The 25,176-nt window shown below is 73.6% G+C and carries 19 protein-coding genes and 1 pseudogene; 9 read left to right on the top strand and 11 right to left on the bottom strand.

The features are described 5' to 3' along the window. The first annotated feature begins 110 nt into the window (after positions 1 to 110). Together ACFY30_RS26475 and ACFY30_RS26470 are read left to right on the top strand one after the other, a co-directional pair. A complete protein-coding gene (locus tag ACFY30_RS26475; protein ID WP_390847644.1) occupies positions 111 to 1,325 on the top strand; it encodes an adenosine deaminase in 1,215 nt (404 codons plus the stop codon). Positions 1,326 to 1,348: 23 nt separating this feature from the next. Further along, positions 1,349 to 2,035, top strand: a complete 687-nt coding sequence (locus ACFY30_RS26470) for a glycerophosphodiester phosphodiesterase (protein WP_390847610.1) — start codon at positions 1,349 to 1,351, stop codon at positions 2,033 to 2,035. Positions 2,036 to 2,044: 9 nt separating this feature from the next. Here ACFY30_RS26470 and ACFY30_RS26465 read toward each other — a convergent pair whose 3' ends face one another. Further along, positions 2,045 to 3,733 (bottom strand): RNA polymerase sigma factor, encoded by a 1,689-nt coding sequence (locus ACFY30_RS26465; RefSeq protein WP_390847609.1) that lies wholly within the window; start codon positions 3,731 to 3,733, stop codon positions 2,045 to 2,047. Between the two features lie 260 nt (positions 3,734 to 3,993). Between ACFY30_RS26465 and ACFY30_RS26460 the strand changes: the two genes are divergently transcribed. Continuing rightward, positions 3,994 to 5,139, top strand: coding sequence for a serine hydrolase domain-containing protein (locus tag ACFY30_RS26460; protein WP_390847608.1), 1,146 nt, complete (start codon positions 3,994 to 3,996; stop codon positions 5,137 to 5,139). 74 nt (positions 5,140 to 5,213) lie between these two features. Beyond that, positions 5,214 to 6,086, top strand: coding sequence for a hypothetical protein (locus ACFY30_RS26455; RefSeq protein WP_390847607.1), 873 nt, complete (start codon positions 5,214 to 5,216; stop codon positions 6,084 to 6,086). A 36-nt stretch (positions 6,087 to 6,122) separates the two neighbouring features. Here the strand turns inward: ACFY30_RS26455 and ACFY30_RS26450 are convergent, their stop codons facing one another. Further along, positions 6,123 to 11,912 carry a TIR domain-containing protein gene (locus tag ACFY30_RS26450; protein WP_390847606.1) on the bottom strand — a complete coding sequence of 1,930 codons (5,790 nt, stop codon included), beginning with the start codon at positions 11,910 to 11,912 and terminating at the stop codon, positions 6,123 to 6,125. A 92-nt stretch (positions 11,913 to 12,004) separates the two neighbouring features. Here ACFY30_RS26450 and ACFY30_RS26445 point away from each other — a divergent pair, with 92 nt between their 5' ends. After that, positions 12,005 to 13,273 (top strand): SLC13 family permease, encoded by a 1,269-nt coding sequence (locus tag ACFY30_RS26445; RefSeq protein WP_390847605.1) that lies wholly within the window; start codon positions 12,005 to 12,007, stop codon positions 13,271 to 13,273. A 319-nt stretch (positions 13,274 to 13,592) separates the two neighbouring features. Here ACFY30_RS26445 and ACFY30_RS26440 read toward each other — a convergent pair whose 3' ends face one another. The 7 genes from ACFY30_RS26440 to ACFY30_RS26410 all read right to left on the bottom strand — a co-directional run bounded on the left by ACFY30_RS26440 (position 13,593) and on the right by ACFY30_RS26410 (position 18,162). Then, on the bottom strand, positions 13,593 to 14,474 hold the full coding sequence (locus ACFY30_RS26440; RefSeq protein ID WP_390847604.1) for an inositol monophosphatase family protein: 882 nt from the start codon (positions 14,472 to 14,474) through the stop codon (positions 13,593 to 13,595). Beyond that, the gene (locus ACFY30_RS26435) at positions 14,449 to 15,144 is read right to left on the bottom strand and encodes a hypothetical protein (protein ID WP_390847603.1); all 696 of its coding nucleotides are present in this window, start codon (positions 15,142 to 15,144) and stop codon (positions 14,449 to 14,451) included. The genes ACFY30_RS26440 and ACFY30_RS26435 overlap by 26 nt, the downstream gene beginning before the upstream one ends. Beyond that, positions 15,141 to 16,100, bottom strand: a complete 960-nt coding sequence (locus ACFY30_RS26430) for a hypothetical protein (protein WP_390847602.1) — start codon at positions 16,098 to 16,100, stop codon at positions 15,141 to 15,143. Before ACFY30_RS26430 ends, ACFY30_RS26435 begins: the two co-directional genes overlap by 4 nt. Positions 16,101 to 16,177: 77 nt before the next feature. Next, positions 16,178 to 16,708: a hypothetical protein gene (locus tag ACFY30_RS26425; protein WP_390847601.1), complete on the bottom strand. Its 531-nt coding sequence runs from the start codon at positions 16,706 to 16,708 to the stop codon at positions 16,178 to 16,180. Continuing rightward, positions 16,692 to 17,198: an RNA polymerase sigma factor gene (locus ACFY30_RS26420; protein ID WP_390847600.1), complete on the bottom strand. Its 507-nt coding sequence runs from the start codon at positions 17,196 to 17,198 to the stop codon at positions 16,692 to 16,694. The genes ACFY30_RS26425 and ACFY30_RS26420 overlap by 17 nt, the downstream gene beginning before the upstream one ends. Beyond that, on the bottom strand, positions 17,195 to 17,836 hold the full coding sequence (locus ACFY30_RS26415; RefSeq protein ID WP_390847599.1) for a class F sortase: 642 nt from the start codon (positions 17,834 to 17,836) through the stop codon (positions 17,195 to 17,197). The genes ACFY30_RS26420 and ACFY30_RS26415 overlap by 4 nt, the downstream gene beginning before the upstream one ends. Then, positions 17,833 to 18,162 (bottom strand): sortase-dependent protein, encoded by a 330-nt coding sequence (locus tag ACFY30_RS26410; protein ID WP_390847643.1) that lies wholly within the window; start codon positions 18,160 to 18,162, stop codon positions 17,833 to 17,835. The genes ACFY30_RS26415 and ACFY30_RS26410 overlap by 4 nt, the downstream gene beginning before the upstream one ends. Positions 18,163 to 18,446: 284 nt before the next feature. Between ACFY30_RS26410 and ACFY30_RS26405 the strand changes: the two genes are divergently transcribed. Beyond that, positions 18,447 to 19,109, top strand: a complete 663-nt coding sequence (locus ACFY30_RS26405) for a YceI family protein (protein WP_390847598.1) — start codon at positions 18,447 to 18,449, stop codon at positions 19,107 to 19,109. 35 nt (positions 19,110 to 19,144) lie between these two features. Here the strand turns inward: ACFY30_RS26405 and ACFY30_RS26400 are convergent, their stop codons facing one another. Beyond that, the gene (locus ACFY30_RS26400; RefSeq protein WP_390847597.1) at positions 19,145 to 20,335 is read right to left on the bottom strand and encodes a PotD/PotF family extracellular solute-binding protein; all 1,191 of its coding nucleotides are present in this window, start codon (positions 20,333 to 20,335) and stop codon (positions 19,145 to 19,147) included. Positions 20,336 to 20,371: 36 nt separating this feature from the next. After that, the gene (locus ACFY30_RS26395; protein WP_390847596.1) at positions 20,372 to 21,811 is read right to left on the bottom strand and encodes a gamma-aminobutyraldehyde dehydrogenase; all 1,440 of its coding nucleotides are present in this window, start codon (positions 21,809 to 21,811) and stop codon (positions 20,372 to 20,374) included. 174 nt (positions 21,812 to 21,985) lie between these two features. Between ACFY30_RS26395 and ACFY30_RS26390 the strand changes: the two genes are divergently transcribed. The 3 genes and pseudogenes from ACFY30_RS26390 to ACFY30_RS26380 form a co-directional block, all read left to right on the top strand. Further along, positions 21,986 to 22,504 (top strand): Lrp/AsnC family transcriptional regulator, encoded by a 519-nt coding sequence (locus ACFY30_RS26390; protein ID WP_390661274.1) that lies wholly within the window; start codon positions 21,986 to 21,988, stop codon positions 22,502 to 22,504. Positions 22,505 to 22,523: 19 nt separating this feature from the next. Continuing rightward, positions 22,524 to 23,888, top strand: coding sequence for an aspartate aminotransferase family protein (locus tag ACFY30_RS26385; protein WP_390847595.1), 1,365 nt, complete (start codon positions 22,524 to 22,526; stop codon positions 23,886 to 23,888). Between the two features lie 195 nt (positions 23,889 to 24,083). After that, positions 24,084 to 24,782, top strand: a pseudogene (locus ACFY30_RS26380) (ABC transporter ATP-binding protein); the annotation flags it as partial. Positions 24,783 to 25,176 lie beyond the last annotated feature (394 nt).

The raw sequence follows: 25,176 nt of genomic DNA, 5'->3' as shown, positions 1-25,176 counted from the left end.
GCGCGAGGGGCCCGGGGCCGCGGGCCCGGCGGGCGCACCCCACGACTTCCGGCCACGGGCCGGCCGCCCCTCTCCCCCGGCTCCCCGCCTACGATGATCCTGACTCACCGATCAGCCGATCACCCGCGTCCCGTCCGGCCCTTCCTCACGGCCCGGGGCGCCGTCCCGGGGAGGACCCCTTGACCGACCGCCTCGACGCCTCGGCAGCCGCCGCGTCCGGCACCGCCACCGGCCCCACCGCCGCCGGTGCTCCCGCCGGCCCCACCGCCGCCGCTGCCGGTGACACCGCCGGTGCCCGCGATCTGCACGCGTTCATCGCCGGACTGCCCAAGGCCGAACTGCACGTCCACCACGTCGGCTCCGCCTCCCCCCGCATCGTCGCCGAACTCGCCGCCCGGCACCCCGACTCCAGGGTGCCCACAGACCCCGAGGCCCTGGTCGACTACTTCACGTTCACGGACTTCGCCCACTTCATCGAGGTGTACCTGTCCGTCGTGGACCTCATCCGCACCCCGGAGGACGTCCGGCTGCTGACGTACGAGGTCGCCCGGGACCTGGCCCGGCAGCAGGTGCGGTACGCCGAGCTGACCGTCACGCCGTTCTCCTCGACCAGGCGCGGGATCGACGAACTGGCTTTCATGGACGCCATCGAGGACGCCCGGAAGGCGGCCGAGGCGGAGTTCGGGACCGTGCTGCGGTGGTGCTTCGACATCCCGGGCGAGGCCGGGCTCGAGTCCGCCGAGGAGACCGCGCGACTCGCCACCGACGACCGGATCCGCCCCGAGGGGCTGGTCTCCTTCGGGCTCGGAGGTCCCGAGATCGGCGTACCGCGCCCGCAGTTCAAGCCGTACTTCGACCGGGCGATCGCCGCCGGGCTGCGGTCCGTGCCGCACGCCGGCGAGACGACGGGGCCGGAGACGGTGTGGGACGCGCTGATCCATCTGCGGGCCGAGCGCATCGGGCACGGCACCAGCTCGGCGCGGGACGAGAAGCTGCTCGCGCACCTCGCCGAGCACCGCGTCGCGCTGGAGGTGTGCCCCACCTCCAACATCGCCACGCGCGCGGTCCGCACGCTCGACGAGCACCCCCTGAAGGACTTCGTGCGGGCCGGGGTCCTGGTCACGATCAACTCCGACGACCCGCCGATGTTCGGCACCGACCTCAACAACGAGTACGCCGTCGCCGCCGGCCTCCTCGGCCTCGACGAGCGCGGCCTCGCCGGCCTCGCCAGGAACGCGGTCGAGGCGTCCTTCCTGGACGAGGCCGGCAAGAGCCGGATCAAGGACGAGATCGACACCTTCACGGCCGGGTGGCTCGCTCCCTGAGGACCCCGGACACAATGGGCTGCATGCAGACCCTGACTGCCGTGGCCCATCGCGGCGACCCCTACCGCTTCCGGGAGAACACGCTCGACTCGCTGCGTTCCGCGCTCGCCCTGGGCGCGGACGCCGTCGAGTTCGACGTACGCCTCACCAGGGACGGCGTGCCCGTGCTGCTGCACGACGCGACGCTGAAACGGCTGTGGGAGCTGGACCGGCCGCTGGCGTCGCTGTCGGCCGCCGAGGTGCGGGGGCTGACGGCGGGCGCGGTGCCCACCCTCGCGGAGGCGCTCGCGGCGACGGACGGCAGCCGGGTGATGCTGGACCTGCCGGGCACCCGGGAGGTCCGCACGGCGCGCCGCGTCGTGGACGCCGTCCGGGACGCGGGGGCGGCGGACCGCGTGTACTACTGCGCCGACGCCGCCGCCATGCTCGCCGTCCGCGCGGCGGATCCGTCCGCGGAGATCGCGCTGACCTGCACCAGCCTGGCCCCGCCGCGGGCCGGGCTGCTCGCGGCGGTGAAGCCACGCTGGCTCAACTACCGCTTCACCCTGGTGGACCGGGCCCTGGCCGCCCGCGTCCACCACGACGGCTACCTGCTGTCCGTCTGGACCCCCGACACCCGCCGCTCCATGCGCCGCCTCATCGACCTGGGCGTCGACTCGATCACCACCAACCGCGTCGACGTCCTGACCGCGCTGCGCGAGCGGGGCTGACCGCACGCGCTACACGCGCGAGCGCTGGGCCACGGTCGCCGGGTCGGACGGGGTCCCGCGGGTCAGGTACTGCGGTACGGGGGTGTCGTCGCCGCCGGTGTCGCGGACGAGGCCGTAGCGCACGGCCCCCTGGGCCGGACCGTGGGTGAGGTCCTCCTCCGCCTCGTCCCACGTGGTCGGGAAGACGTTCAGGCCGTAGTCGGCGCCCCGCTCGTTCACCGTGAGGGTGACGCGGCCGTCGACGTAGAAGTACTCGTTCTGCCACATCTGCTGGGTGCCGTCGGGCAGGACGGCGTAGCCGGTGGCCGAACTGCCCATGCCGGTGGCGGTGGGGTCGGTGCTGCTGACGGGGTCGTCCATGCGGCGGCCGCCGCCCGAGGCCACGTGGAAGACCTTGCCCCTCAGGCCGGTCCAGCTCGGCATGACCAGGGCGCCGGCCCGGTACTGCGGCGAGATCTGCCAGCGGACGAGGACATAGCCCCGGCCGCTGAGCGTGACGCCGTCCCCGCGATGGTTCAGCGTGGCGTGCGCGCCGCCGGTGCTGGTGACGCCGGATCCGGGCCGGTGCGGCAGGGCCGCGGGCGGGGTGTCCGGGTCCGGCGCCCGGTCCACGGCGTCGACGACACTGCCGTAGCGGGACGACGTCCCGCTCGCCGACGGGGAGGGAGAGGGGGACGCCGACGGCGAGCCGGAAGGGGACGGGCCGGGTGTGCGCGACGGCCCGGCGGACGTGCTCACCGCCGTCGGGAGGGTGGCCGCGCGCGGGGGCGGGTCGTCGGGTGTCCGTACGGCGACGTAGGCGCCGCCCGCCGCGAGGGTCGCGCCGGCCGTCACCGCGACGGCGGGCTTGGTCAGCACGCCCAGCACCTTGGCGGTCCAGCCGACGGAGGTCGCGGCCGCCGCGGTCTTGCCGCCGAGGCCGAGGGAGAGGGTGAAGCCGACCGGGACCGGCACCAGCGCGATGCCGGCGAGCAGCCGTTCCGCCGGCACGACGGTCTCGCGGGTGCCGCCGCAGTAGCCGCAGCCTCGGATGTGCCGGGCCAGCCGTTTGCGCCAGACGGAGTCGGGACGGCCGTTCCAGCGGGCGGTCAGGTCGCGCAGGCCGGGGCAGGCACCGTCGAGGGCGCGCACGATGCCGCGGGAGACCTCCAGGCGCTCCTTCACCCGCTGGACGCGCACGGCGGCGTGCTGCCGGCTGATGCCGACGGCCGCGGCCAGTTCACGCCGGGTGAGTTCGCCCGCCACCTCCAGCCACCACAGGGACAGCAGGTGCCGGTCCTCGTCGTCCAGCCAGCGCACCGCCTCCGCGACCTCGCGCCGCTGGCCCTCCAACTGCAGCTTCAGCACGGTGAGTTCGGCGAAGTCCGCGGCGCCGTCACGGGCGGCGCTCTCGTCGAGGTGCCGGTCGGTCCTGCGGCGCGCCCGGTCGCGGATCTGCCGCATGGCGATGGCCACCAGCCAGGAGCGGAAGCTGTCGGGGTCGCGCAGCGAGCCGAGGTTGCCGACGGCGCGCAGCATGGTCTCCTGGACGACGTCGTCGACGTCGGCGTGGCCGTTGAGGGCGCGGCCGACGACGTTGTAGACCAGCGGCAGCCAGCCCGCCACCAGTTCGTCCAGCGCGTGCCGGTCACCGGCCTGCGCGGCGGCGATGGTGGCGCGCCAGTGCCGGCCGGCCTCGGCGTCGGCGTACGTCCTCATGCCCGCACCCTCTCAGCCGGGGCCCCGTTGTCGGCAAGGTCGCAGATCACACCCGAGGGGACGGCCGCAGCGGCCGCGGGATAACACTTTTTCCGGCACCCGTAGGGGCCGACCCCGACAACTCACCGGTCGACGGCGGCAGTTGCTCCGGGTTCGGTCAGGGGCGGGTGCCCTCCCCGGTGAGGATCCGTTCCCGCGCGCCCCGGCGGAAGATCGTCACGAACCTTCCGGTCACCGACCCGTCCCAGGAGAGTCCCCGTATGCGTGCTCGCCGCCGCACCACCGTTCTCGCCGCCTCCCTCGTTCTCGCCCTCGCGGCGGCCGGGCCGCTGGCCGCCGCCCCCGCCTTCGCCGCGCCCGCCGTCCAGCAGGCGGCCACGCTCGACGAACAGGCCCTGACCGCCGCGCTCGCCGGACTCCCGGACGCCGACGCGACGGCCGCCCTGGTCCGCGTCGGCGGCACCGACGGCAGCTGGCGCGGCAGCGCGGGCGTGCACGACCTGGCGAGCGGCACGGCGGCGGACCCGGACGCCCGGTTCCGGGCCGGTTCGACGACGAAGGTGGTGACGGCGGCCGTCGTCCTGCAGCTCGCGGCGGAGGGCAGGGTCGGCCTGGACACTCCGGTCCAGCGCTATCTGCCGGGGCTCCTGGGGCGGGACTTCGAGCCGATCACGGTACGCCGGCTGCTGAACCACACCAGCGGCATCCCGGCGGGCGACGGCCTCGGGGACTCCTTCGAGGAGCTGTACGCGCACCGCTTCGCGTACCAGACCCCGCAGGAGGTGGTGGCCTCGGCGGCCGCGAAGGGGCCGGAGTTCGCGCCGGGGACACGGCAGCACTACCTGAACATCAACTACACCGTCCTCGGCCTGCTGGTCGAGAAGGTGACCGGGCACACGTACGCCTCGGAGGCCGCCCGGCGGGTGTTCCGTCCGGCCGGGATGACCCGGACGTACTTCCCCGGTACCTCCCCGCGCATCCTCGGCCCGCACAACCACGGCTACCAGACGGTGGGGAGGGCCGACGGGACCACGGAGTTCGTCGACGTCACCGAGTGGATCCCCGCCGACGAGGCGGCCGGCGGCATGATCTCCACGACCGCGGACCTGGAGCGCCTGCTCACCTCCCTCTTCCGGGGCCGGCTCGTCCCCCGGCCGCAGCTGCGGGAGATGTTCACGGTCCCGGCGGGTATCGAGGGCGCCACCTACAGCGCGGGGCTCCAGCGCTTCGAGTACGGGGGGAGGGTCCTGTGGCTCAAGACGGGCGCCCGGTACGGCTACAGCACGATGCTCGGCGCGACCCGTGATCTGAGCCGCTCGCTCGTGTACTCGGTCAACTCCACGGACGCCAAGGGGGAGGGCATGAACCCGGTGGCGCAGCGGATCGCCCTGGCCGCGCTCAGGTAGCGAGGTACCCCCTAGGGGTATAACCTGGAGGCCGTATACCCCCTAGAGGTATCCAGTCACGACGGGAGCCCGCCATGAAACCCCTCCGGACGATCGGTGCGTTCACCGCCGCGCTCGCCGCGGTCTTCGGCGCCGCCTACGGCATCGGGGCGGCCTTCGGGCCGGGCTCCCCACCACCCGCGCCCGCCGCCCACGGGGAGGCGCACTCCGGGGCGGCGCGACCGACCGGCCTCACCCCGGCCGGCCTCCAGGTCTCCGAGGGCGGCTACACCCTCGACCTGGCCACGAAGAGCCTGCCCGCCGGACGGCCCGGCACCCTGCGCCTCACCGTCCGGGACGCGCACGGCGACCCGGTCACCGCGTACGAGACCGAGCACACCAAGCAGCTCCACCTGATCATCGCCTCCCGCGAGCTCACCGCCTACCGCCACCTGCACCCCACCCGGGCCGCCGACGGCACCTGGAGCGCACGGGTCGGTCTCCCGGCCGCCGGCTCCTACCGCGTCCTCGCGGACTTCCGCCCGGAGGGGGCCGAGGAGGGCCTCACCCTGGGCGCCGACCTCACCGTCACCGGCTCCTACGCCGCCGAGCAGCCGCCCCCGCCCTCCGCCACGACCACGGTCGACGGCTACACCGTCACGCTCGGCGGGAGCCTCGAGGCCGGCGAGGAGAGCGACCTCGCCTTCACCGTCGAGCGCGGCGGCCGGCCGGTCACGGACCTCCAGCCGTACCTCGGCGCCTACGGCCACCTGGTCGCCCTGCGCTCCGGCGACCTCGCCTACCTGCACGTGCACCCGCACGACGAGGCGCGGGCCGGCCGTATGTCGGGGCCCGAGGTCTCCTTCGCCGCGACCACGCCCAGCGCCGGCACCTACCGGCTGTTCCTGGACTTCAAGGCGGGCGGCGCGGTGCACACGGCGGCGTTCACCGTGCGCACCGCGCACTAGCGAGCGGCCGCGCGCCGCGTACGAGAGATCACGGGTTCACCGCAGCGGTTCCTCCGGCGGCACGTTGCGCACCCCCGGCAGATGTCCGTCCAGCTCCCCCGGCTCGAACCGGCACATGCCGACCGCGTGCCAGAACTCGCCGGTGACGTCCCCCTCGTACTTGTAGCCGCCGGACGGCGCCAGCGCGGCCCAGCCGCCGGGCAGTCCGACCAGGGTGGCGCGCAGGAGCGCCGGGCCGTCGGCCGGGACGTCCCACAGGCGGACCGTGCCGTCCTCACCGCCGCTGGCCAGCAGCGAGCCGTCGGGGCTGAAGGCCACCGCCAGCACGCGCCCGGTGTGACCGCTCAGCACGGCCGTCCCGCGGCCGGTGTGCGCGTCCCAGAGGCGGACCGTGCGGTCGTCGCCGGCCGTCGCCAGCAGCGGACGCAGGGGATGCGCGGCGGCCGTCCACAGCTTGCCGGTGTGCCCGGACAGCCGGTGGACCGCCGCCCCGTCCCGCCAGACGACGGCGTCCCCGTCCCAGGAGGCGCTGGCCAGCCAGGAACCGTCGGGTGCGAACGCCACCGCGTAGACCCGGTCGGTGTGGCCGTCGAGGACGGCGGTGATCCGGCGCTCGGCAAGATGCCACAGGCGCACCTTGCGGTCGTCGCAGCCGGTGGCCAGGATCTCCCCGTCGGGCCGGAAGGCGATGGAGCGGACCCGCCCGAAGTGCTCGCCGATGGTCACGACATGCGCCCCGGTGGCCCGGTACCACAGCCGTACGGTGTCGTCGTCGTTGGCGGTGGCGAGCAGTTCGCCGTCGGGGCTGAACGCCTCGGCCCAGACGTGGTCCGTCTCGACGTCCATCTCGCGCTGGTACTCACCCGTCGAGGCGTTCCACAGATACATGTCGCCGTCGCTGCTCGCGGTGGCCAGCAGGCTGCCGCCGGGACTGAACACGGCCGAGACCAGCCGGTCGCTCTGGCCGGTCAGCTCCCGCAGCCGCCGTCCGGTGGGAGGCTCCCACAGCCGGATCACGCCGTCGTTGCCGCCCGCCGCGAGTATCGAGCCGTCGCCGCTGAAGGAGAGCGTCCCGATCCGCCGCCCGTGGCCGCGCAGGATGCGGCGGCCCTGGCTGGTGGCGGGGTCGTGGAGCCGTACGACACCGTCGTTGCCTCCGGTCACCAGGACCGCGCCGGCGTCCGGGGCGGGGGTGTCGCCGTGCGGGCGGAACTTGCAGACCCAGACCGAGCCGCGGTGCTCCGCGGGCTGCCGGGTGAGCGGCACGGCCACCGAGTCGGCCTCCGGCGCGACGCGCCACAGCCGGACCACGCCCTGGCTGTCCCCGGCGGCGAGCAGCGTGCCGTCCGGGTCGAAGAGCACCTGGTACACGGCACCCCGGCAGCCGCCGAGCAGACCGGCGCCCGCCCCCGCGGCCAGGTCCCACAGCCGTACCTCCCCCTCGGTGTCCCCGCTCACCAGGAACCGGCCGCCGGGATGGAAGTCGAGGGTGTAGACCCGGCCCGTGTGCCCGGTGAACTCGTGTCGCAGGCGACGGCCGGCGAGGTCCCACACCCGGACCGTGCCGTTGCGCCGCCCGTCGCCCCGGTCCCCGGTGGCCAGCAGGGTCCCGTCCGGGCTGAACCGCGCCCGGTACACGGCGCTGCGGTGGCCGGGCAGTTCACCGGCCGGCCGCCCGGTCGCGAGGTCCCACAGGCGTACGGCGGTGGAGGCGTCCCCGGTGACCAGGGTGGCGTTGCCCGGTCCGAAGGCCACGGTGTAGACGGGCGCGGCGTGTCCGGGCAGCCGGTGCAGCGGGGTGCCCGAGGCGGTGTCCCAGACCGTGACCACCCCGTCGGCGTCGCCGGTGGCCATCAGGGAGCCGTCGGCGTCCAGAGCGACCGGCCAGACCCCGCGCGGGTGGATCTCCAGCAGGTGCAGACAGCGGCCGGAGACGGGGTCCCACAGCCGTACGGTCCCGTCGGCGCTGCCGGTGGCGAGGACCCGTTCGCGGAACTTGACGGCGTAGACGCGGTCGGTGTGGCCCTCCAGGGTGCGCAGCGCGGTGCCGGTGACGGCGTCGCAGACCAGCACCCCGCCGTCCTCGGCGCCGACGGCCAGCAGTTCGCCGTCGGGACTGTAGGAGATGGGCTCGGGCAGCCGGCTGGTGCGCATGTCGAAGCCGTACGGGACCCCGACCGCGGAGGGCCGGAAGCCTGAGTCGACGGCCATGCCCGGGGCGAGGGCGGCCGACGTCAGCTCGGGGGCGGCCGGCAGAGCGGGATCGGTGGTGGCCCGGATCAGCGCGGCCCGCTGCCAGCGGCCGCCCGCGATCCGGGCGCCGGTCAGATCGGTGCGGATCAGCCGGGCCCGGCGCAGGTCGGCGCCGCGCAGATCGGCGCCGGAGAGGTCGGCGCCGTCGAGCCGGGCGCCGGTCAGCCGGGCCTCGCGCAGGACCGCGCCGGAGAGGTTGGCGCCGACCAGCCGCGCGTCGGTCAGGTCGGCGCGGGTGAGGTCGACGCCGGAGAAGTCCCGGTAGGAGAGGTCCTCCCCGGCGAGCGCGGCGCCCCGCAGATCGGTGTGGGCGGGCACCCGCAGCCGGGAGAGGATCTTCACGGCGTTGGCGCGGGCCACCTCGTCGTCGCCGTCGAGGGTGCGTTCGGCCCATTCCTGGCAGGCACGGTGGTCGGCGAGGTCGCACAGGAACTCCACGGCGAGCTGGCTCAGCGGACGCCGGCCGAGCAGGGCGCTGTCCCCGGCGACCAGCCGGAGCGCGCACTCGCGGGCGATGAGCCACTCCACCACCGATCCGTGGATGAACCGGAACACCCCGTCCTCGCTGCGCACCAGCAGGCTGCCGGAGCCGACGGCGTGCGCGGCCTGGCCCGGGGAGAGGCGGCTGCCGGCGAGCCCGGTGAGGGTCTCGGCCACGTCGGTCAGCTCGTCGAGCCGCAGGGATTCCTGACCGCTCTGCCACAGCCGGAGGGCGAGCGCGGTCACCGCGTTCCACAGCTGGTCGAGGCTGAGTCCCGGGGCGCGGCCGGGGCCGCCGGCCCGGTGCTGTTCGAAGGTGAGCCAGGCGGTGAGGACCTCCTGGTAGAGCCCCGCGGGGCTGAGGGCGCGGCCGGCTCCGGCGACCGCGCGCAGCTGCTCGTCGTCGAGGTCGGCGACGAAGCCCAGCAGGCGGGGGTTGCGGCACAGGGCGAGCAGGTCGGGGATGGCGTCGAGGAGGCGCAGTCTGCGGTCGGCGGCGCGCTCGTCGCCGTCGTAGCGGTTGACCAGGTAGGAGTGGATCTGCTGCGGGGTGAACTCCTGGACCGCGAGGACGCGGCGGTGCGGGAGCATGCCGACGCGTTCGCCGAGGGCGGTCAGCACCTGGCCCTGGGAGCGGAAGTGCTGGGTGCGGCTGCTGACGACGATCTTGGCGCTGTCCACGGCGGAGTCCAGCAGCACCTGGAGGCGTTCGGCGGCACGGTCGTAGGTGACGCGGGTGACGAGTTCGTCGAAGCCGTCGAAGAGGAGCACGATCCGGCCCTGCTGGAGCATGTACCGGAAGGCGCGCAGGTCGATGTTGTCGACGCCGTGCGCCGCGAGGTGGGCGGCGACCAGGCCCTCGAAGGAGTAGGCCCGGTCCAGCGCGTTCAGTTCCACCAGCAGCGGGACGAGATGCGGGAGTTCGGCCGGGATGCGGCGGGCCAGCTCGCGCAGCGCGAACGTCTTGCCGTGGCCGAAGTCGCCGAGCAGCAGCAGGAAGCGGCCCTGGTCGGAGTCGAGGAGCCGGAGCATCTCGTCGACCAGGCCGTCGCGGTCCTCGGCGTCGAGCCGCTCCACCTCGCGGTACCGCTGGGGCAGGTACATGCCCGGGGGGTAGCGGGGGTCGGTGCGCAGCCGTTCGTTCTGGGCGCCGACGTAGGCGCGCAGGTCGAGGAGCCCCTGGAACTCGGTGAAGCTGCGCACCCGGACGCCTCTGCGGCGGGCGTGGTCGCGCAGTTCGCGGGTGGGCGGCGGGCCGTCGTGGACGAGTTCGGCCTCGGTCTCGGCGTCGGCCGCGTGCACCAGGGCGACGACCCGGTCGACGTCCTGTTCGGCCGGGGTGCCGATGTGCACGACGACGCGCTGCTGGCGGACGAAGCCCGCCTGGGTCCAGGTGACGAGGAGTTGGGGCACGGGGCCGTCGACCTGGCGGAGCTGGGCGCCCTCGTGCCGGGTGCGGCAGACCTCGGCGACGCGGGCGAGCAGCACCTCCGCCGCCGACGGCACCGCGCGCGGCTCCGGTTCGGGGGTGGTGGGCACGGCCGGGTCGCGGGGGGAGTCGTCGGGCGGGAACACGCGGTGGACGCGGCGCCACTCGACCCGGTCGCGCCGCGGTTCACCGGGGCGCGGCCAGGTCGCGAGACCGTCCCGGCCGATGCGCAGCAGCTGGTGCCGGGCGGGTCCGGTGGCGCCGAGCAGCGGCAGTTCGCCGGAGGCGGTGGCGAGCGCGGGGCGGCCGCCGGGTCCGGCCGGGCCGTGCAGCAGCAGGTGGAGGCGTGGTGCGGTGAGCCGGGCCAGCACCTCGGTGTCGCACAGCGGCCCGGAGCCGTCCTGGGCCGCGCCGTGCGGCACCCCCGGCCGGGCCGTCCCCGGGGCGTGGCGCAGCGCGCCGATCCGCAGCCAGCCCTCCTCCTCGTAGGGTCTGAGGGCCTGGGCGAACCAGGCGGCCTGTTCGGGTCCGACCATGCCGTACTGGTCGTCGGGCCGGTGGCTGTACGCCATGGAGGAGTTGAGGCCGGCGACGACGGTGTGCAGCTCGGGGACCGGGAACAGGGTCCAGGGCTGGTCGCTGTCGAAGACGGCGTCGAGCCCCTGGTAGAGCTCCTGGAAGACCCGGGCGAAGTGGCGCCACTTGGGCCAGTAGGGCGGCCGGGGCGGCATCTCGTCGGCCTCGCAGGTACTGAAGTAGGCCCGGCAGGCGGCCTGGTTGACGTCGTGGCCGCCGGGGACGAGGGCGACGCGGTGCGGTTCGAGGCCGAGCAGGGCGCGCAGGCCGGTGAGGAAGGCGAGGGCCTGGTCGAACTCGCGGGGGCTGCCGGAGGCGGTGAGGTCGCCGGTGACGACCAGCAGGTCCGGGGAGGGCGCTCCCGCGTCGGCGAGCTCGACGAGGTCCCCCCAGATCGCCGCCTGCAATTCGGCCGGTTCCTGTCCCCGCCCGAAGGCCGGCCCGGCGAGGTGCAGCACGGTGACGGCCTCGCGGACCGTCGCTTCCCCGGCGGCCCTCGGATAGACCGGCGGCGCGGCGGGCCTGCGCCGGCCGGCCCAGCCGGGACGCCCGAGCGGCCGGCCGGTGCGCGGGGCGACCGGTACGGCGGGGGCGGGCGGCACGGGCTGTCCGTTCCCCGGGTAGTCGGGGCGCAGAGCGGGCCGGGCCCGGCCGTCGAGGGCCTGCCGGACCCGGGTGAGCAGCAGGTCGCGGGCGGCGGACGGGTCGGTGACGGGCACCAGGTCGACGTAGGTGATGGTGGCGAGCAGCCCCTCCACCGGGATGTCCTCGACCCGGACGGTGATCAGCCGCCGCTCGGGCAGGTCGGGGTCGGCGCGCAGGGCGGCCTGCCACTCCATCCGGCCGTACCGGGACCGCTCGTAGTTGCGCGAGAGGACGGCGATGACGGCCGCGGACTCGCTCACGCCCCGGTCCATGAAGTCGACGAAGTTCGTGCCCGGCACGAAGTCCCAGGCCTGCAGGACGGTCCGGTACCCGGCCTCCTCCAGCGTCCAGGCGATCCAGGACGCCCACCGCTCGTCGGCGGGCGAATAGCTGACAAAGAAGTCCAACGGCCCGGTGTCACCGGTCATCTGACGGTCCCCCATATATTCATGATGCAATGGACGAGCGTCGTTTTGGGCTGATTTCACGCCAACCCCCTGGTCACACGGCAGCACATGTGTGCGACCCTTCCCCCGTGTCTGTCTTACGGCGTCTGCATGTGCTGGACCGGGTGGCGATCGGTCTGCTCGTGACCGGACTGGTGTGCGTGGCCTCGGGGCTGCTGCCGGTCGCCGACGCGGGCGACGCGATGAGCCGGATCGCTCCGCTGCTGGCGTTCCTCGGCACGGTGATCGTGCTGGCCGAACTGACCAGCAGGGCCGAGGTGTTCGACGTGGTGGCGGCCCGGGTCGCACGGGCGGGGCGGGGCAGCTATCCGCTGCTGTTCCTGCTGTGCGTGGCGTTCGCGTCGGTCACGACGATCGCGCTGAACCTGGACACCACGGCGGTGCTGCTGACACCGGTGATGCTGGCGCTGGCCGCCCGCGTCGGGATCGCGGCGGTCCCGCTCGCCATGACGACGGTGTGGCTGGCGAACACGGCGTCTCTTCTCCTGCCCGTCTCCAACCTGACGAACCTGCTGGCCGCGGACCGGGTGGCGCTGTCCTCGCTGGGGCTCGCCGGCCGGATGTGGGCCCCGCAGCTGGCGGCGATCGCGGTGACGACGGCGTGTCTGTGGGGGTTCTACTGGCGCCGGGACCGGCGGGCTCCCGCGCCGCGGAGGCGCCCGGGGGGCGGGCCGGGCGCGGCCCGGGTGGAGGAGGTGCGCGCGCCGGGCCACGAGGGCGCCGACCGCTACCTGCCGCCCGGCGTGCACCGGCCCGCGGACCCCGTCGTGTTCCGTGCCTGCGCGCTGGCCTGCGGGGGTTTCCTGCTGGCCATCCTGGTCGCGGACGTGGAGCTGTGGACGGCGTCCGCGACGGCCGCGGCGGTGGCCGTCGCGGTGTTCGCGGTGCGTGACCGTCCGGCGCTGCGCTGGTCCCTCGTGCCGTGGCGGCTGCTGGTGATGGTGCCCGGCATGTTCCTGGTGGTGGAGACGGTCAACGCCCACGGTCTGCACGAGCTGCTGGCCTCCGCGGTGGGCCACGACGGCGGCACCCTCGGCCTGTTCCGCGCGGCGGCGGTCGGCGCCGGACTGTCGAACGTCCTCAACAACCTGCCCGTCTACCTGGCCGGCGAGGGCGCGGTCCCGGCCGGCAACCACGACCAGCTCCTCGCCCTCCTCATCGGCACCAACGCGGGCCCGGTGGTGACCCCGTGGGCCTCCCTGGCGACCCTCCTCTGGTACGAACGGTGCGTCGCGTACGGCGTCCGCGTACCGATGGCCCGCCTGATGGCCACGGGCGCGGCCCTGGCCCTCACCTCGGTGACGGCCGCGGTGACGGCACTGGCGGCGACACGCTAGCCCCGGCACGGTGACGGGCGAACCGGCCTGACGCTCCCCGACACCGCGCCGGCCGTCACCCCGGCGGGGCCTCGGCGAGGGCGCCGGCGGCGACGCGCTGGGCCCCGCACGGTGACGGGCGAACCGGCCTGACGCTCCCCGACACCGCGCCGGCCGTCACCCCGGCGGGGCCTCGGCGAGGGCGCCGACGGCGACGCGCTGGGCCCCGCACCGGGACCGGCGGCACGGCTGGTGGGTGCGGATGCCGGGGCGGTCGGCGTGGCGGTGGGCGGCTCGGGGACGGTGGCGGTGGGGACGTCGGTGGGGCGCGGGCCGGGAGCTACGGCGTGCTGCCGAGGAGTGGGGGTGTGGACGCCGCCGTCAGGTTCAGCAGGGTGGGGAGGATCTCGGGGCGGCCCGCGACGAAGGTGCGGTTCGTGTCGGGGCCGGTGAAGGCGGCGGTGAACTCGCTGCCGTCCAGGTGCCGCAGGGCCACCCCGGCCTCACGGGCCAGCAGGGCGCCGGCCGGCAGGTCGATCGCCTCCGCGCGGTAGCCGACGAACCCGTCGATGTCGCCCCGGGCGAGCATGGCCCAGGCGGCCAGCGGGGCCCAGAGCTGGAGCAGCCGGCGGGAGCGCAGTTCCAGGGTGTGCCGCAGGGCGCGGGCGGCGGGGTCGTCGCGGCGCACCGCGTGGCCCTGGGTCCAGGCCAGGAGCGGTCCGGAGGGGGAGGACGGCCGGGGGCCGGGGGCGAGCCGGCCGGCCGGGCCGTGGGTGCCGGCGCCGTGCCGGGCCGACCAGGTGCGTCCGGTGACCGGCTCGTGCACCACACCGACCACCGGCACGGCGTCGACGCACAGGGCGATGCCGACGACGTAGACGGGCAGCCCGATCACCACGTTGTTGCTGCCGTCGAGGGGGTCCACCAGCCAGGTGCGGGCGCCTCCGTCCCCGGCGGCCACGTCTCCCGTCTCCTCCGCCAGGATCCGGTCGTGCGGGAAGTCGGCGCGGATCCGGTCGACGATCAGGCGTTCGGCGAGCAGGTCCAGATCGGTGACGACATCGCCGTGTCCGCCCTTGGGGCGGGCCGCGAAGCCGTCAGGGAAGCGGGAGCGCAGCAGCGCCCCCGCCGCCTCGGCGGCCGCCACGGCCGTACGGCACTCGGAGACGAAGCCGGCCGGGGAGGCGGCGGACGGGTCAGCGGGGAGGGCGTTCGGGCTCATCGATCCTCCTGAGCGCGGCCTGGGCGATCCGGGCGGTCTGGGCCGCGTCGCACATCCTGCGGACCACCCGGTGGCCCGGGGCCCGCAACGGGCCCAGGGAGAGGTCCGCCCGGCCGGGCAGCGTCCGCCCCAGCACCAGGGTGGCGGTCGGACGGCCGTCCGGCACCGCGGTGGTGTGGAACTCACCCGCCGGCAGGGCGTAGGTCTGGCCCCGTGAGCTCGTCTGCCCGGCACCCGGCACACAGCGCACCAGCCGCCGTGTGGGCCGCAGTTCGTCCACGCCGGTGGGCCGGCTGTGTACCTCGAACACCCGGTGGGTGGGCTGCGCGGTCTCCTCGGCCACCCCCATCAGCCGGTTGTCCAGCTGCCCGTACAGCACGGTGCTGATCAGGTCCCAGCTGTGCGAGTGCACTTGATGGTGCGTCAGGATCGGGTCCGTCGGTCCGAAGACGTGGACGCAGACACCGTCCGGTCCGTCCCGCAGCACGGGCAGACAGACGAACCCGAGTGGATGGCGCACCGCGCGCAGTTGGCGGCGGCCGGACACGACCTGCCGCAGTTCCGATGCGGCGTGCCGCACCAGCTCGGCGGTCTCACCCCGCCGGGCGGCCCGTTCCAGGGCCGGGTAGTCCATGGTGTCCCCCTCGCCGGGCCGAAGAAGGGCGCTCACCTGCGGTAGGGATCCTCCGCGCGCAGCGCCTTGTCGATGATGTCGCCGACGTCACGGTCGGTGTAGCTCGTCGGCAGCGGCAGCCCGAGCCGGTCCAGGAGCCGTCTGACCTCGTCGACGGTCGGTTCGTCGCTCAGCTCGGTGGCCTCCCGCAGATCGAGCTTGACGGCCTGCTCGCGGCTCTGGTGCAGCTCGGTGACGTAGTAGTCGTACAGCGGCCGGTCCCGCTCCACGCAGAGGCTGACGCGGCGCGGGTCGTCCTGGGTGATGATCAGGCAGGTGTCGGACAGGTCGAAGCGCAGGGCGGGGGCCACGGAGCTCAGGTGCACGTCGATCTCCAGGGTGTCCAGCCGCTGCCGGTGCCAGCCGGCCGCCAGGACGGTGGCGTACGACTCCTTGCGGGTGCGTTCGGTGGTCCAGCCGCCGGTGTCGCCGTGGCCGAAGGTGCGTCTGAAGCGGGCGTAGGCCTCGCAGACCCGGTCGTCGGCCGGGTTGACGATGTCGATCTTCATGCTGAGGGCGCGGCGCTGCCGCTGGGCCTCCAGCACGCACTGCGGGAGGGTGACGGCCCGCAGGTAGGTGCCGGTGCCGCCCTTGAACACCCAGCGGGAGGTGGAACGTCGGGCCTGTTCGTGCGCCAGGCCCACCTCGGGACCCGCCAGGGTGCGCACCATGGCCAGGTCCTCGATGGCCCGCCCGGTCGCGGCGGTGGCGGCCCGGATGTCGGCGATCCGCCGCCGGCGCTCGGTCAGCGAGCCGAAGACCAGGGCGGCCAGCACCAGCAGGATGGCGCCGGACACGATGTCGTTGTCCTTGTCGAAGCCCTTGTCCGTGATGTCCAGCAGGCCGACGGTCAGGGCGACGCCGAGGGCGACGACGCCGTCCGCGTTCCTGACCGCCCAGGCGATCGAGTCCTCCAGCCTGCGTCCTGACGGCTGCGGTGTGCTGCGCGACACGTCCCCCACCCTCCCCCGACGGCGACTTCCATGGTAGGAGCATCGACCGGCCGACGGCTACGGCGTGCAAATCGGCCTCAGCGGCGCGTACTTGACGCCGAGGGCGCTTCCGAGGGTGCGCCGGTACCGGTGGACGAGCGGCTGCCGGTGGGAACGGCACCGCGGCTGTCGCCCGTGTCGCGGGCCTCGACGCCGCGGGTTTCCCCGGCGGGGGCCGGGGCGCTCGGCCGGGGGGTCGCCGACCGGTCGGGCACGGTCGACGGACCGGGTGTGGCCGACGTGTCCGGTGCGGTCGGGGTGCCGGGGCCGGCCGACGGGCTGCTCGCCGGCGGCGGGGCGAGCGGCACCGCCGGACGCGCCGGTGCGTCGTGCGCCGTCAGCCGCAGCGGCAGCAGTACGGCGAGCGCGGCGACGGCGCAGGTCGCGCCGACCCCGGCCGCCGCGCGCAGCACCCGGCGGCGGGCCGCGCCCCGGCGGATCTCCGCGTAGCGGCCGGGCGGCGGGGCGAGGTGTCCGTGGGCGGGCCGCAGGACGACGGTGAGCGGGTCGTCGGGGTCGGGGCGGTCGAGGTCCGGGCCGTCGTCGAAGTCGTCAGCGGGTGTGATCAAGGCTTCTCCTCAAGTGGGCGCGGAGCAGTTCGCGGGCCGCGTGCAGGTCGGCCTTGACGGTCCCTTCCTTGCGCCCGGTCAGCACGGACACCTCCCGGATCGGCATGTCAGCGTAGTAGTGCAGCATGATCGGCACGCGCAGCCGGTCCGGCAGCGACTGCACGAGCAGACGGACCGACGGGTCGTCCGCCTCGGCCGGCGGGTGCGTCGCGGCCTCGGCGGTCGCCCGGCGCACGGCCCGGCGTTCGCGCTCCAGCTTGCGCCAGTGGTCGCGGACCAGGTTGGCGGCGGTGACGTAGAGGAAGCCCTGGGGTTCCGCCACGGACGTCCAGCGGGCCCAGAGCCGGGTGAACGCCTCCGAGGCGATCTCGTGGGCGGTCCCGTCGTCGTCGACGAGCCGGCGGCACCAGCCGGCGAGGCGTGGGTAGAGGGCGGCGAACAGTTCGGACGCCGCCCTCTCACGCTCACGGGAGCGAGCGGGCCGTTTCAACGTTCTCCCGCGGAGGTCAGGGCTGCGAAGACGATCACGTTGTCTCGGTATCCGTCCCCGCTGCGGGGACCTCCGCACGTGATGAGACGCAACTCCGGCCGGTCCACGTTCCCGTAGACGTCCTCGGTCGGGAAGTCCGCCTTGTCGACGGTCCGTACCCCGGTGACGGCGAACTCCGCCGTCGTGCCGTTCCCCAGGCGCGCCGTGATCCGGTCGCCCCGGCGCAGCCGGTCGAGGTGCCGGAAGACGCCGTCGCCGTACTCGCCCACGGTGACATGGCCGAGGATCACCGACGGTCCGGTCTGCCCCGGCGTCGGCGAGTGCCCGTACCAGCCCGCCCGGTCGTGTGCCTCGACCGGGGGCACCCGCACCGTGCCGTCCGCCGCCAGCCCGAGCCGCATCACCGCGGTGTCGACGCCGATGGCCGGGATCCGCAGCGCGACCGGCACCGAGCGCGCGAGGGGCCGCGCGGCCCGCCCGGTCCGCGAGGGGGACGCCGGGGACGTACCGGGGGCGGTGCGTGCCGTGGACCGGTCCGCGGGCCGGTCCGTGGCCCGGTCGGACGGGGAGCCGCCGCAGCCCACGAGCAGGACGGCGAGGACCGCGGCGGCCGCGGCGCGCCTGGAGAGGCGGCTCATGCGCCGGTCGCCCTCCGGCGGCGTACGACGAGGACGCCGGCGCCGGCCGCTGCGCACACCGCGGCGGCCGCACCGCCGCCGATCAGCCCGCCGTGGCCCTCGGCGGTCTCCCCCACGCCGGTGTCGGCAGCGCCCCTGGGCACGACGCCGACCTGGCTCGGCACGGCGGACGGGGCCGCGCCGCGGTCCTCCGCGGGGGCGGGGGTGGCCTCGGCCGCCTCGGTGCCGCTGGGCACGGGGGTCGCCGTCTCGTCGGCGAACGCCGGCGCCGCTCCCGCCAGCAGGGCGGTGCCGAGGGCCAGGGCGGCGAGGCCCGTTCGGGACATGAGTCGCATGTGTCGCTCTCTTTCATCGGTCCGTTGACGGATCGAGCGGAGAGACGAGGCAGCGGGGACACGCGTTGCAAAGAGATGGCAAAGTCGCCGTGCGCCCGGACCGTGCCCGCCGTGAGCCAGGCCGGAGGGCGGGCACGAGAAGGCGATTCTTCCCGCTTTTTCACGCCCCGCCGGGGCGAATTCCCCCGATGCCTCGGGAGAATTCGTGGTGACCCTGTGCGCGAGTCCTGGAGCACACTTGCGGCGGTTTCCGCCGTGGCGTAGTCACGTGAATCATGAACCTGTTCACCCGTGCTGCGTCCCGGCGCCGCCCGGCTCCCCCCACGAACCCCCAACTCCCCCACGACCTCGCGGCGTTCGCTCCCGGCGGCGGACTGCCCGACCCCGCCCTGGCGGCGCTGACCGGGGAATGGATGATCGACCCCGCACACAGCCGTATCGGTTTCTCCGTCCGCCATGCCCTGGTGACGACCGTGCGCGGTGCTTTCACCGAGTATCAGAGCCGGCTCTACTTCGACGGCCGGAATCCCGCCCGCTCCCGCGCCGAGATCATCCTGTCGACGGCTTCCGTCGACACGGGGGTGGAGCAACGCGACGCCCACCTCACCGGCCGTGACTTCCTGGACTCCGCCGCCTATCCGCGCATGCGCTTCACGAGCACGGCCGTGCGGCTCGACGGCAACGATGTCTACCGCATGACCGGCGACCTCACCATCAAGGACACCACCCGCCCCGTGGATCTGGAACTGACCTACATCGGTCACGTCACCGACCCCTTCGGCTACGAGCGGGTCGGCTTCGACGGCACGACCACCATCAACCGCTCCGAGTGGGGTCTGACGTACAACCAGCGACTGGCGGAGGGCGGCGCGATGGTGAGCGAGAAGGTGCGTCTGCAGTTCGACATCGCCGCCATCCGCACGATCCCGGGCGGCTGAGCGAGCGGCACCGGCCGCGCACCGGAGCCGGTGTCCTACAGGCCCACGATCGCGTTCCACCGTCGGGCGAACTCCGGGCGTTCCGTGGAGGTGATGTCGCGTGCGACGGCGAGGCGGTCGCGCATCGCCGCGTCGGGGAAGATCAGCGGGTTGTCCGCCAGGGCCGCCGTCTCCTCGTCGCCGGAGTCGGCGAGCACCGCCTGGGCGGCGGGCACGGGACAGACGTAGGTGACCCAGGCCGCGAGTTCGGCGGCCACCCCGGGCTCGTAGTAGTGGTCGACGAGACGCTCGGCGTTGCCCTTGTGCCGGGCGAGGTCGGGGATCATCAGGGAGTCCGACCACAGCTCCGCGCCCTCCTCGGGCACGACGAAGCGGATGTCGGGGTTGTCCGCCTGGAGCTGGAGGGCGTCGCCGGAGTACGCCTGACAGGCCAGGACGTCGCCGCTCACCAGGTCCTTGGTGTAGTCGTTGCCGGTGAAGCGGCGGATCTGGCCGTTGCCGACCTGCTTCTCCACCTCGTCGCACACGGCGTGGAAGTCGTCCGCCGCCCACCGGGTGATGTCGACCCCGTGGCCCTGCATGAGCAGCGCGAACGCCTCGTCCAGACCGGACAGCAGGGTGACGCGGCCCTTCAGGTCGCTCGCCCACAGCTCGGACACGGCGCGTATCTCGCGGCCGAGCGCGCGGCGGTTGTAGGCGATGCCGGTGATCCCGGACTGCCAGGGCACGGTGTGCCTGCGGCCGGGGTCGAAGGCGGGTGAACGCAGCAGCGGGTCGAGGTGCTCGGCGACGTTCGGCTGGCGGTCCCGGTCCATCTCCTGCACCCAGCCCAGCCGGACGAACCGCGCGCACATCCAGTCGCTGACGACGATCAGGTCCCGGCCGGTCTGCTGACGGTTCATCAGCGCGGGACTGATCTTGCCGAAGAACTCGTCGTTGTCGTTGATCTCCTCGGCGTAGTCGACGGAGATGCCGGTGCTCTTCTCGAAGGCGTCCAGCGTCGGCCGCCTCGTCGGGTCGTCGTCGTCCGTGTCGATGTAGAGCGGCCAGTTCGCCCAGGTCAGCCGCTTGTCCGTGGCGGAGACGTCGACGGCGGCCCGCTCACCGGGCGCCACGTACGCGGCCCGCACCCCGCAGCCGGCGAGCGCGCCGAGGACGGCGGTGCCGCCCAGGGCGCCCAGCAGGGAACGGCGGGACAGCGGGGGCGAGTGCGGGCTGAGGGGCATGCGCGCAGCATGCCCCTCACCGCTGTGGACCGGCAATCACGCGTCCAGGGACGTCATCACGTGCTTGATCCGCGTGTAGTCGTCGAAGCCGTACGCCGAAAGGTCCTTGCCGTAGCCGGACTTCTTGAAGCCGCCGTGCGGCATCTCGGCGACCAGCGGGATGTGGGTGTTGATCCACACACAGCCGAAGTCGAGCTTCTTGGACATGCGCATCGCACGCCCGTGGTCCTTGGTCCACACCGAGGAGGCGAGGGCGTACTCGACGCCGTTGGCCCAGTTCACCGCCTGCTCCTCGTCCGAGAAGGACTGGACGGTGATGACCGGTCCGAAGACCTCCTTCTGGATGATCTCGTCGTCCTGCTTCAGCCCGGAGACGACGGTCGGCGCGTAGAAGTAGCCCTTGTCGCCGACCTGGTGGCCGCCCGCCTCGACCTTGGCGTGGGCGGGCAGGCGCTCGATGAAGCCGGAGACCTGCTTCAGCTGGTTGGGGTTGTTCAGCGGCCCGTACAGCACGTCCTCGTCGTCCGGCTGCCCGGTCTTCGTCTCGGACGCGGCCTTGGCGAGCGCGGCCACGAACTCGTCGTGGATCGACTCCTGGACGAGGACGCGGGTGGCCGCCGTACAGTCCTGTCCGGCGTTGAAGTAGCCCGCCACGGAGATGTCCTCGACGGCCTTGGCGATGTCGGTGTCCTCGAAGACGACGACCGGCGCCTTGCCGCCCAGCTCCAGGTGGACGCGCTTGAGGTCCTTGGACGCGGACTCGGCGACGGACATGCCGGCGCGGACCGAGCCGGTGATGGAGGCCATCGCCGGGGTGGGGTGCTCGACCATCAGCCGGCCGGTGTCGCGGTCGCCGGTGACGACGTTGAAGACGCCCTTGGGCAGGATCGAGCCGACGATGTCGGCGATCAGGACGGTGGAGGCCGGGGTGGTGTCCGAGGGCTTCAGGACGACCGTGTTGCCCGCCGCGATCGCGGGGGCGAACTTCCACACGGCCATCATCATCGGGTAGTTCCACGGCGCGACCTGCGCACAGACGCCGACCGGCTCACGGCGGACGATCGACGTCATCCCCTCCATGTACTCGCCGGCGCTGCGCCCCTCCAGCATCCGGGCCGCGCCCGCGAAGAAGCGGATCTGGTCGACCATCGGCGGGATCTCCTCGGAGCGGGTCAGCCCGATCGGCTTGCCCGTGTTCTCCACCTCGGCCGCGATGAGTTCCTCGGCGCGCTCCTCGAAGGCGTCCGCGATCTTCAGCAGGGCCTTCTGGCGCTCGGCGGGCGTGGTGTCCCGCCAGCCCGGGAAGGCCGCGGCGGCGGCCGCCATCGCGGCGTCCACGTCCGCCGGGCCGGACAGCGGCGCGGTCGCGTACGCCTCGCCCGTCGCCGGGTTGACCACCTCGGTGGTCCGTCCGTCGGCGGCGTCCCGGAACTCACCGTCGATGTAGTTGCGCAGACGACGCAGCTCGGTGCTCACTGACCGGCCCTCCAAGTTCGCGTGTGCCATGTGTCCATTGACTGAGACACCACACTAATCGCTGCTCCGACGTTTTCAACACCCCCACTCCCACCAGCGCTGCGGAATCCGCAGATCTCACTCACGTAAACAACGAATTTCATCGCCCCGGCCTTGCGGAACTGTCGAGACGTCGTGCACAGTGAGGCCGTGGCCAGTCGAAGCGCAGAGCACAGGGACTCCCGCGAGTCCAGGAACGGCAGCACCCCTCACCTGGATGCCGTGAGCCTCGCCATCATCGAACAGCTCCAGGAGGACGGCCGCCGGCCGTACGCCGCGATCGGCAAGGCGGTGGGCCTGTCCGAGGCGGCCGTGCGCCAGCGCGTCCAGAAGCTGCTCGACCAGGGCGTGATGCAGATCGTCGCCGTCACGGACCCGCTCACCGTGGGCTTCCGCCGGCAGGCGATGGTCGGGATCAACGTCGAGGGCGACGTGGAATCCGTGGCCGACGCGCTCACCGGCATGCCCGAGGTCGAGTACGTGGTGATGACCGCGGGCTCCTTCGACATCCTCGCCGAGATCGTCTGCGAGGACGACGACCACCTGCTGGACGTCATCAACAAACGCATGCGTGCCCTGCCCGGCGTGCGCTCCACCGAGAGCTTCGTCTACCTGAAGCTGAAGAAGCAGACCTACATGTGGGGAACCCGATAACCGTGAGGACCCGATAACCGTGAGCACCAAGGACCTCAGCCGCACCGCGTACGACCACCTGTGGATGCACTTCACCCGCATGTCCTCGTACGAGAACTCCCCGGTCCCGACGATAGTCCGGGGCGAGGGGACCTACATCTACGACGACAAGGGCAAGCGCTACCTGGACGGTCTCGCCGGCCTGTTCGTGGTGCAGGCCGGTCACGGCCGCACGGAGCTCGCGGAGACCGCCTTCAAGCAGGCCCAGGAGCTCGCGTTCTTCCCCGTCTGGTCCTACGCCCACCCCAAGGCCGTCGAGCTGGCGGAACGGCTCGCCGACCACGCGCCCGGTGACCTGAACAAGGTCTTCTTCACCACCGGCGGCGGCGAGGCCGTCGAGACCGCCTGGAAGCTCGCCAAGCAGTACTTCAAGCTCACCGGCAAGCCGACCAAGTACAAGGTCATCTCCCGCGCGGTCGCCTACCACGGCACCCCGCAGGGCGCCCTGTCCATCACCGGCCTGCCCGGTCTGAAGGCCCCCTTCGAGCCGCTCGTCCCGGGCGCCCACAAGGTCCCGAACACCAACATCTACCGCGCCCCGATCTTCGGCGACGACCCCGAGGCCTTCGGCCGATGGGCCGCCGACCAGATCGAGCAGCAGATCCTCTTCGAGGGCCCGGACACGGTCGCCGCGGTCTTCCTGGAGCCGGTGCAGAACGCCGGCGGCTGTTTCCCGCCGCCGCCCGGCTACTTCCAGCGCGTCCGCGAGATCTGCGACCAGTACGACGTCCTGCTCGTCTCGGACGAGGTCATCTGTGCCTTCGGCCGCCTGGGCACGATGTTCGCCTGCGACAAGTTCGGCTACGTCCCGGACATGATCACCTGCGCCAAGGGCATGACCTCGGGCTACTCCCCCATCGGCGCCTGCATCATCTCCGACCGGCTGGCCGAGCCGTTCTACAAGGGCGACAACACCTTCCTGCACGGCTACACGTTCGGCGGCCACCCGGTCTCGGCGGCGGTGGGCCTGGCTAACCTCGACCTGTTCGAGCGCGAGGGCATCAACCAGCACGTGCTCGACAACGAGGGCGCCTTCCTGCAGACCCTGCAGAAGCTGCACGACCTGCCGATCGTCGGCGACGTCCGCGGCAACGGCTTCTTCTACGGCATCGAGCTGGTCAAGGACAAGGCGACGAAGGAGTCCTTCAACGCGGAGGAGACCGAGCGCGTCCTGTACGGCTTCCTGTCCAAGGCCCTCTTCGACAACGGCCTGTACTGCCGTGCCGACGACCGCGGCGACCCGGTCGTCCAGCTCGCCCCGCCGCTGATCTCCAACCAGGAGACCTTCGACGAGATCGAGCAGATCCTGCGCGCCACGCTGACGGAGGCGTGGACGAAGCTGTGATCGTCACGGCCTGATCAGCTGATCAACACCGGCCCCGGCGTCTGCCGTTCGAGTGAGAAACGGCGGGCCGGGGCCGTGTGCTGTCCTGCCGTTCCCCCATGCCTGCCTAGCGTGCTCGTGACCGATCGGCCCTGCCTTCGTTCCCCCGGACGGGGGACGGCACGGAATCACGGATCTGAACCGAGGTGTACGCCCATGGAGGCCCCGCCGGACCACGACGTGCTCTGGGCACGCTCGCTGCACTTCACGCACCGCGACGGCTCCCCCGCCCTCGGCGGTGTCTCGCTGGGCGTGCGGGAGGGGGAGATCCTCGCCGTCAGCGGCCCGCGCGGCAGCGGCAAGACGACCCTGCTGCACTGTCTGTCCGGCCTGGTACCCGCCCAGCGCGGCGAGGTCTGGTTCAACAGCGTGCCCCTGCACACCATGGGTCCGATGGCCCGCGAGCGGCTGCGCCGCGACCGCTTCGGCTGGATCGACCCCGCGCCGGTCCTGGTCCCCGAGCTGAACGTCTGGGAGAACGCGGCCCTCCCCCTGATGCTGCGCGGCACCAGCCGCCGCCGGGCCAAGGCCGCCGCGCTGGAGTGGCTGGAACGCCTCGACGTCGGCGACAAGTCCCGCAGCCGCCCGCACGAACTCACCCAGGCCGAACGCCAGCGCGTCTGCATCACCCGCGCGCTCGCTCCGGCCCCCTCCATCCTCTTCGCGGACGAACCGACGGCCCCGCTGCACCGGGCGGACCGGGCCCACGTCCTGCGGACGCTCACCACGGCGGCCCGCTCCCACGGCATCACGGTGGTCCTGGCCACCGACGACACGGAAACCGCGGCCCTGGCCGACCGCCGGATCACCCTCCTGGACGGCCGCCGCGTCACAACGATCCACCTCCCCCCGATCACCCACCCGAACACCGGCCCCCGCACCCCAAAACCCCAGAGCCCCACCCAGAAACCCGAGCCCCAGGGGCCGGACGGCCGGGGATCCGAGGCCTATGGCCGGGGACCCGAGCCGCACGGCCGGGGGCCCGAGCCACACGACCGGGGGCCCGAGGCCTATGGCCGGGGACCCGAGCCACACGCCCGGGGGCCCGAGCCACACGCCCGGGAATCCGAGGCCTATGGCCGGGGACCCGAGCCGCGCGGCCGGACAGACGAACCGCGCGGCCGGGAGACCGAGCCGCTTGGTCTCAGAGCCGAGCTGAAGGGCCGGAAGGCCGATCTGGAAGACCGAAGGCCCGAGCCAGACGACCGCGCAGCCGCATCGCACGGCCGCGAGGCCGAACGGCACGGCC

This window comes from Streptomyces sp. NPDC000345, from assembly GCF_042898825.1.
GTDB lineage: Bacteria > Actinomycetota > Actinomycetes > Streptomycetales > Streptomycetaceae > Streptomyces.
The sequence above is the reverse complement of the archived record's forward strand: the minus strand, read 5'-3'. Positions and strand labels throughout refer to the sequence as shown.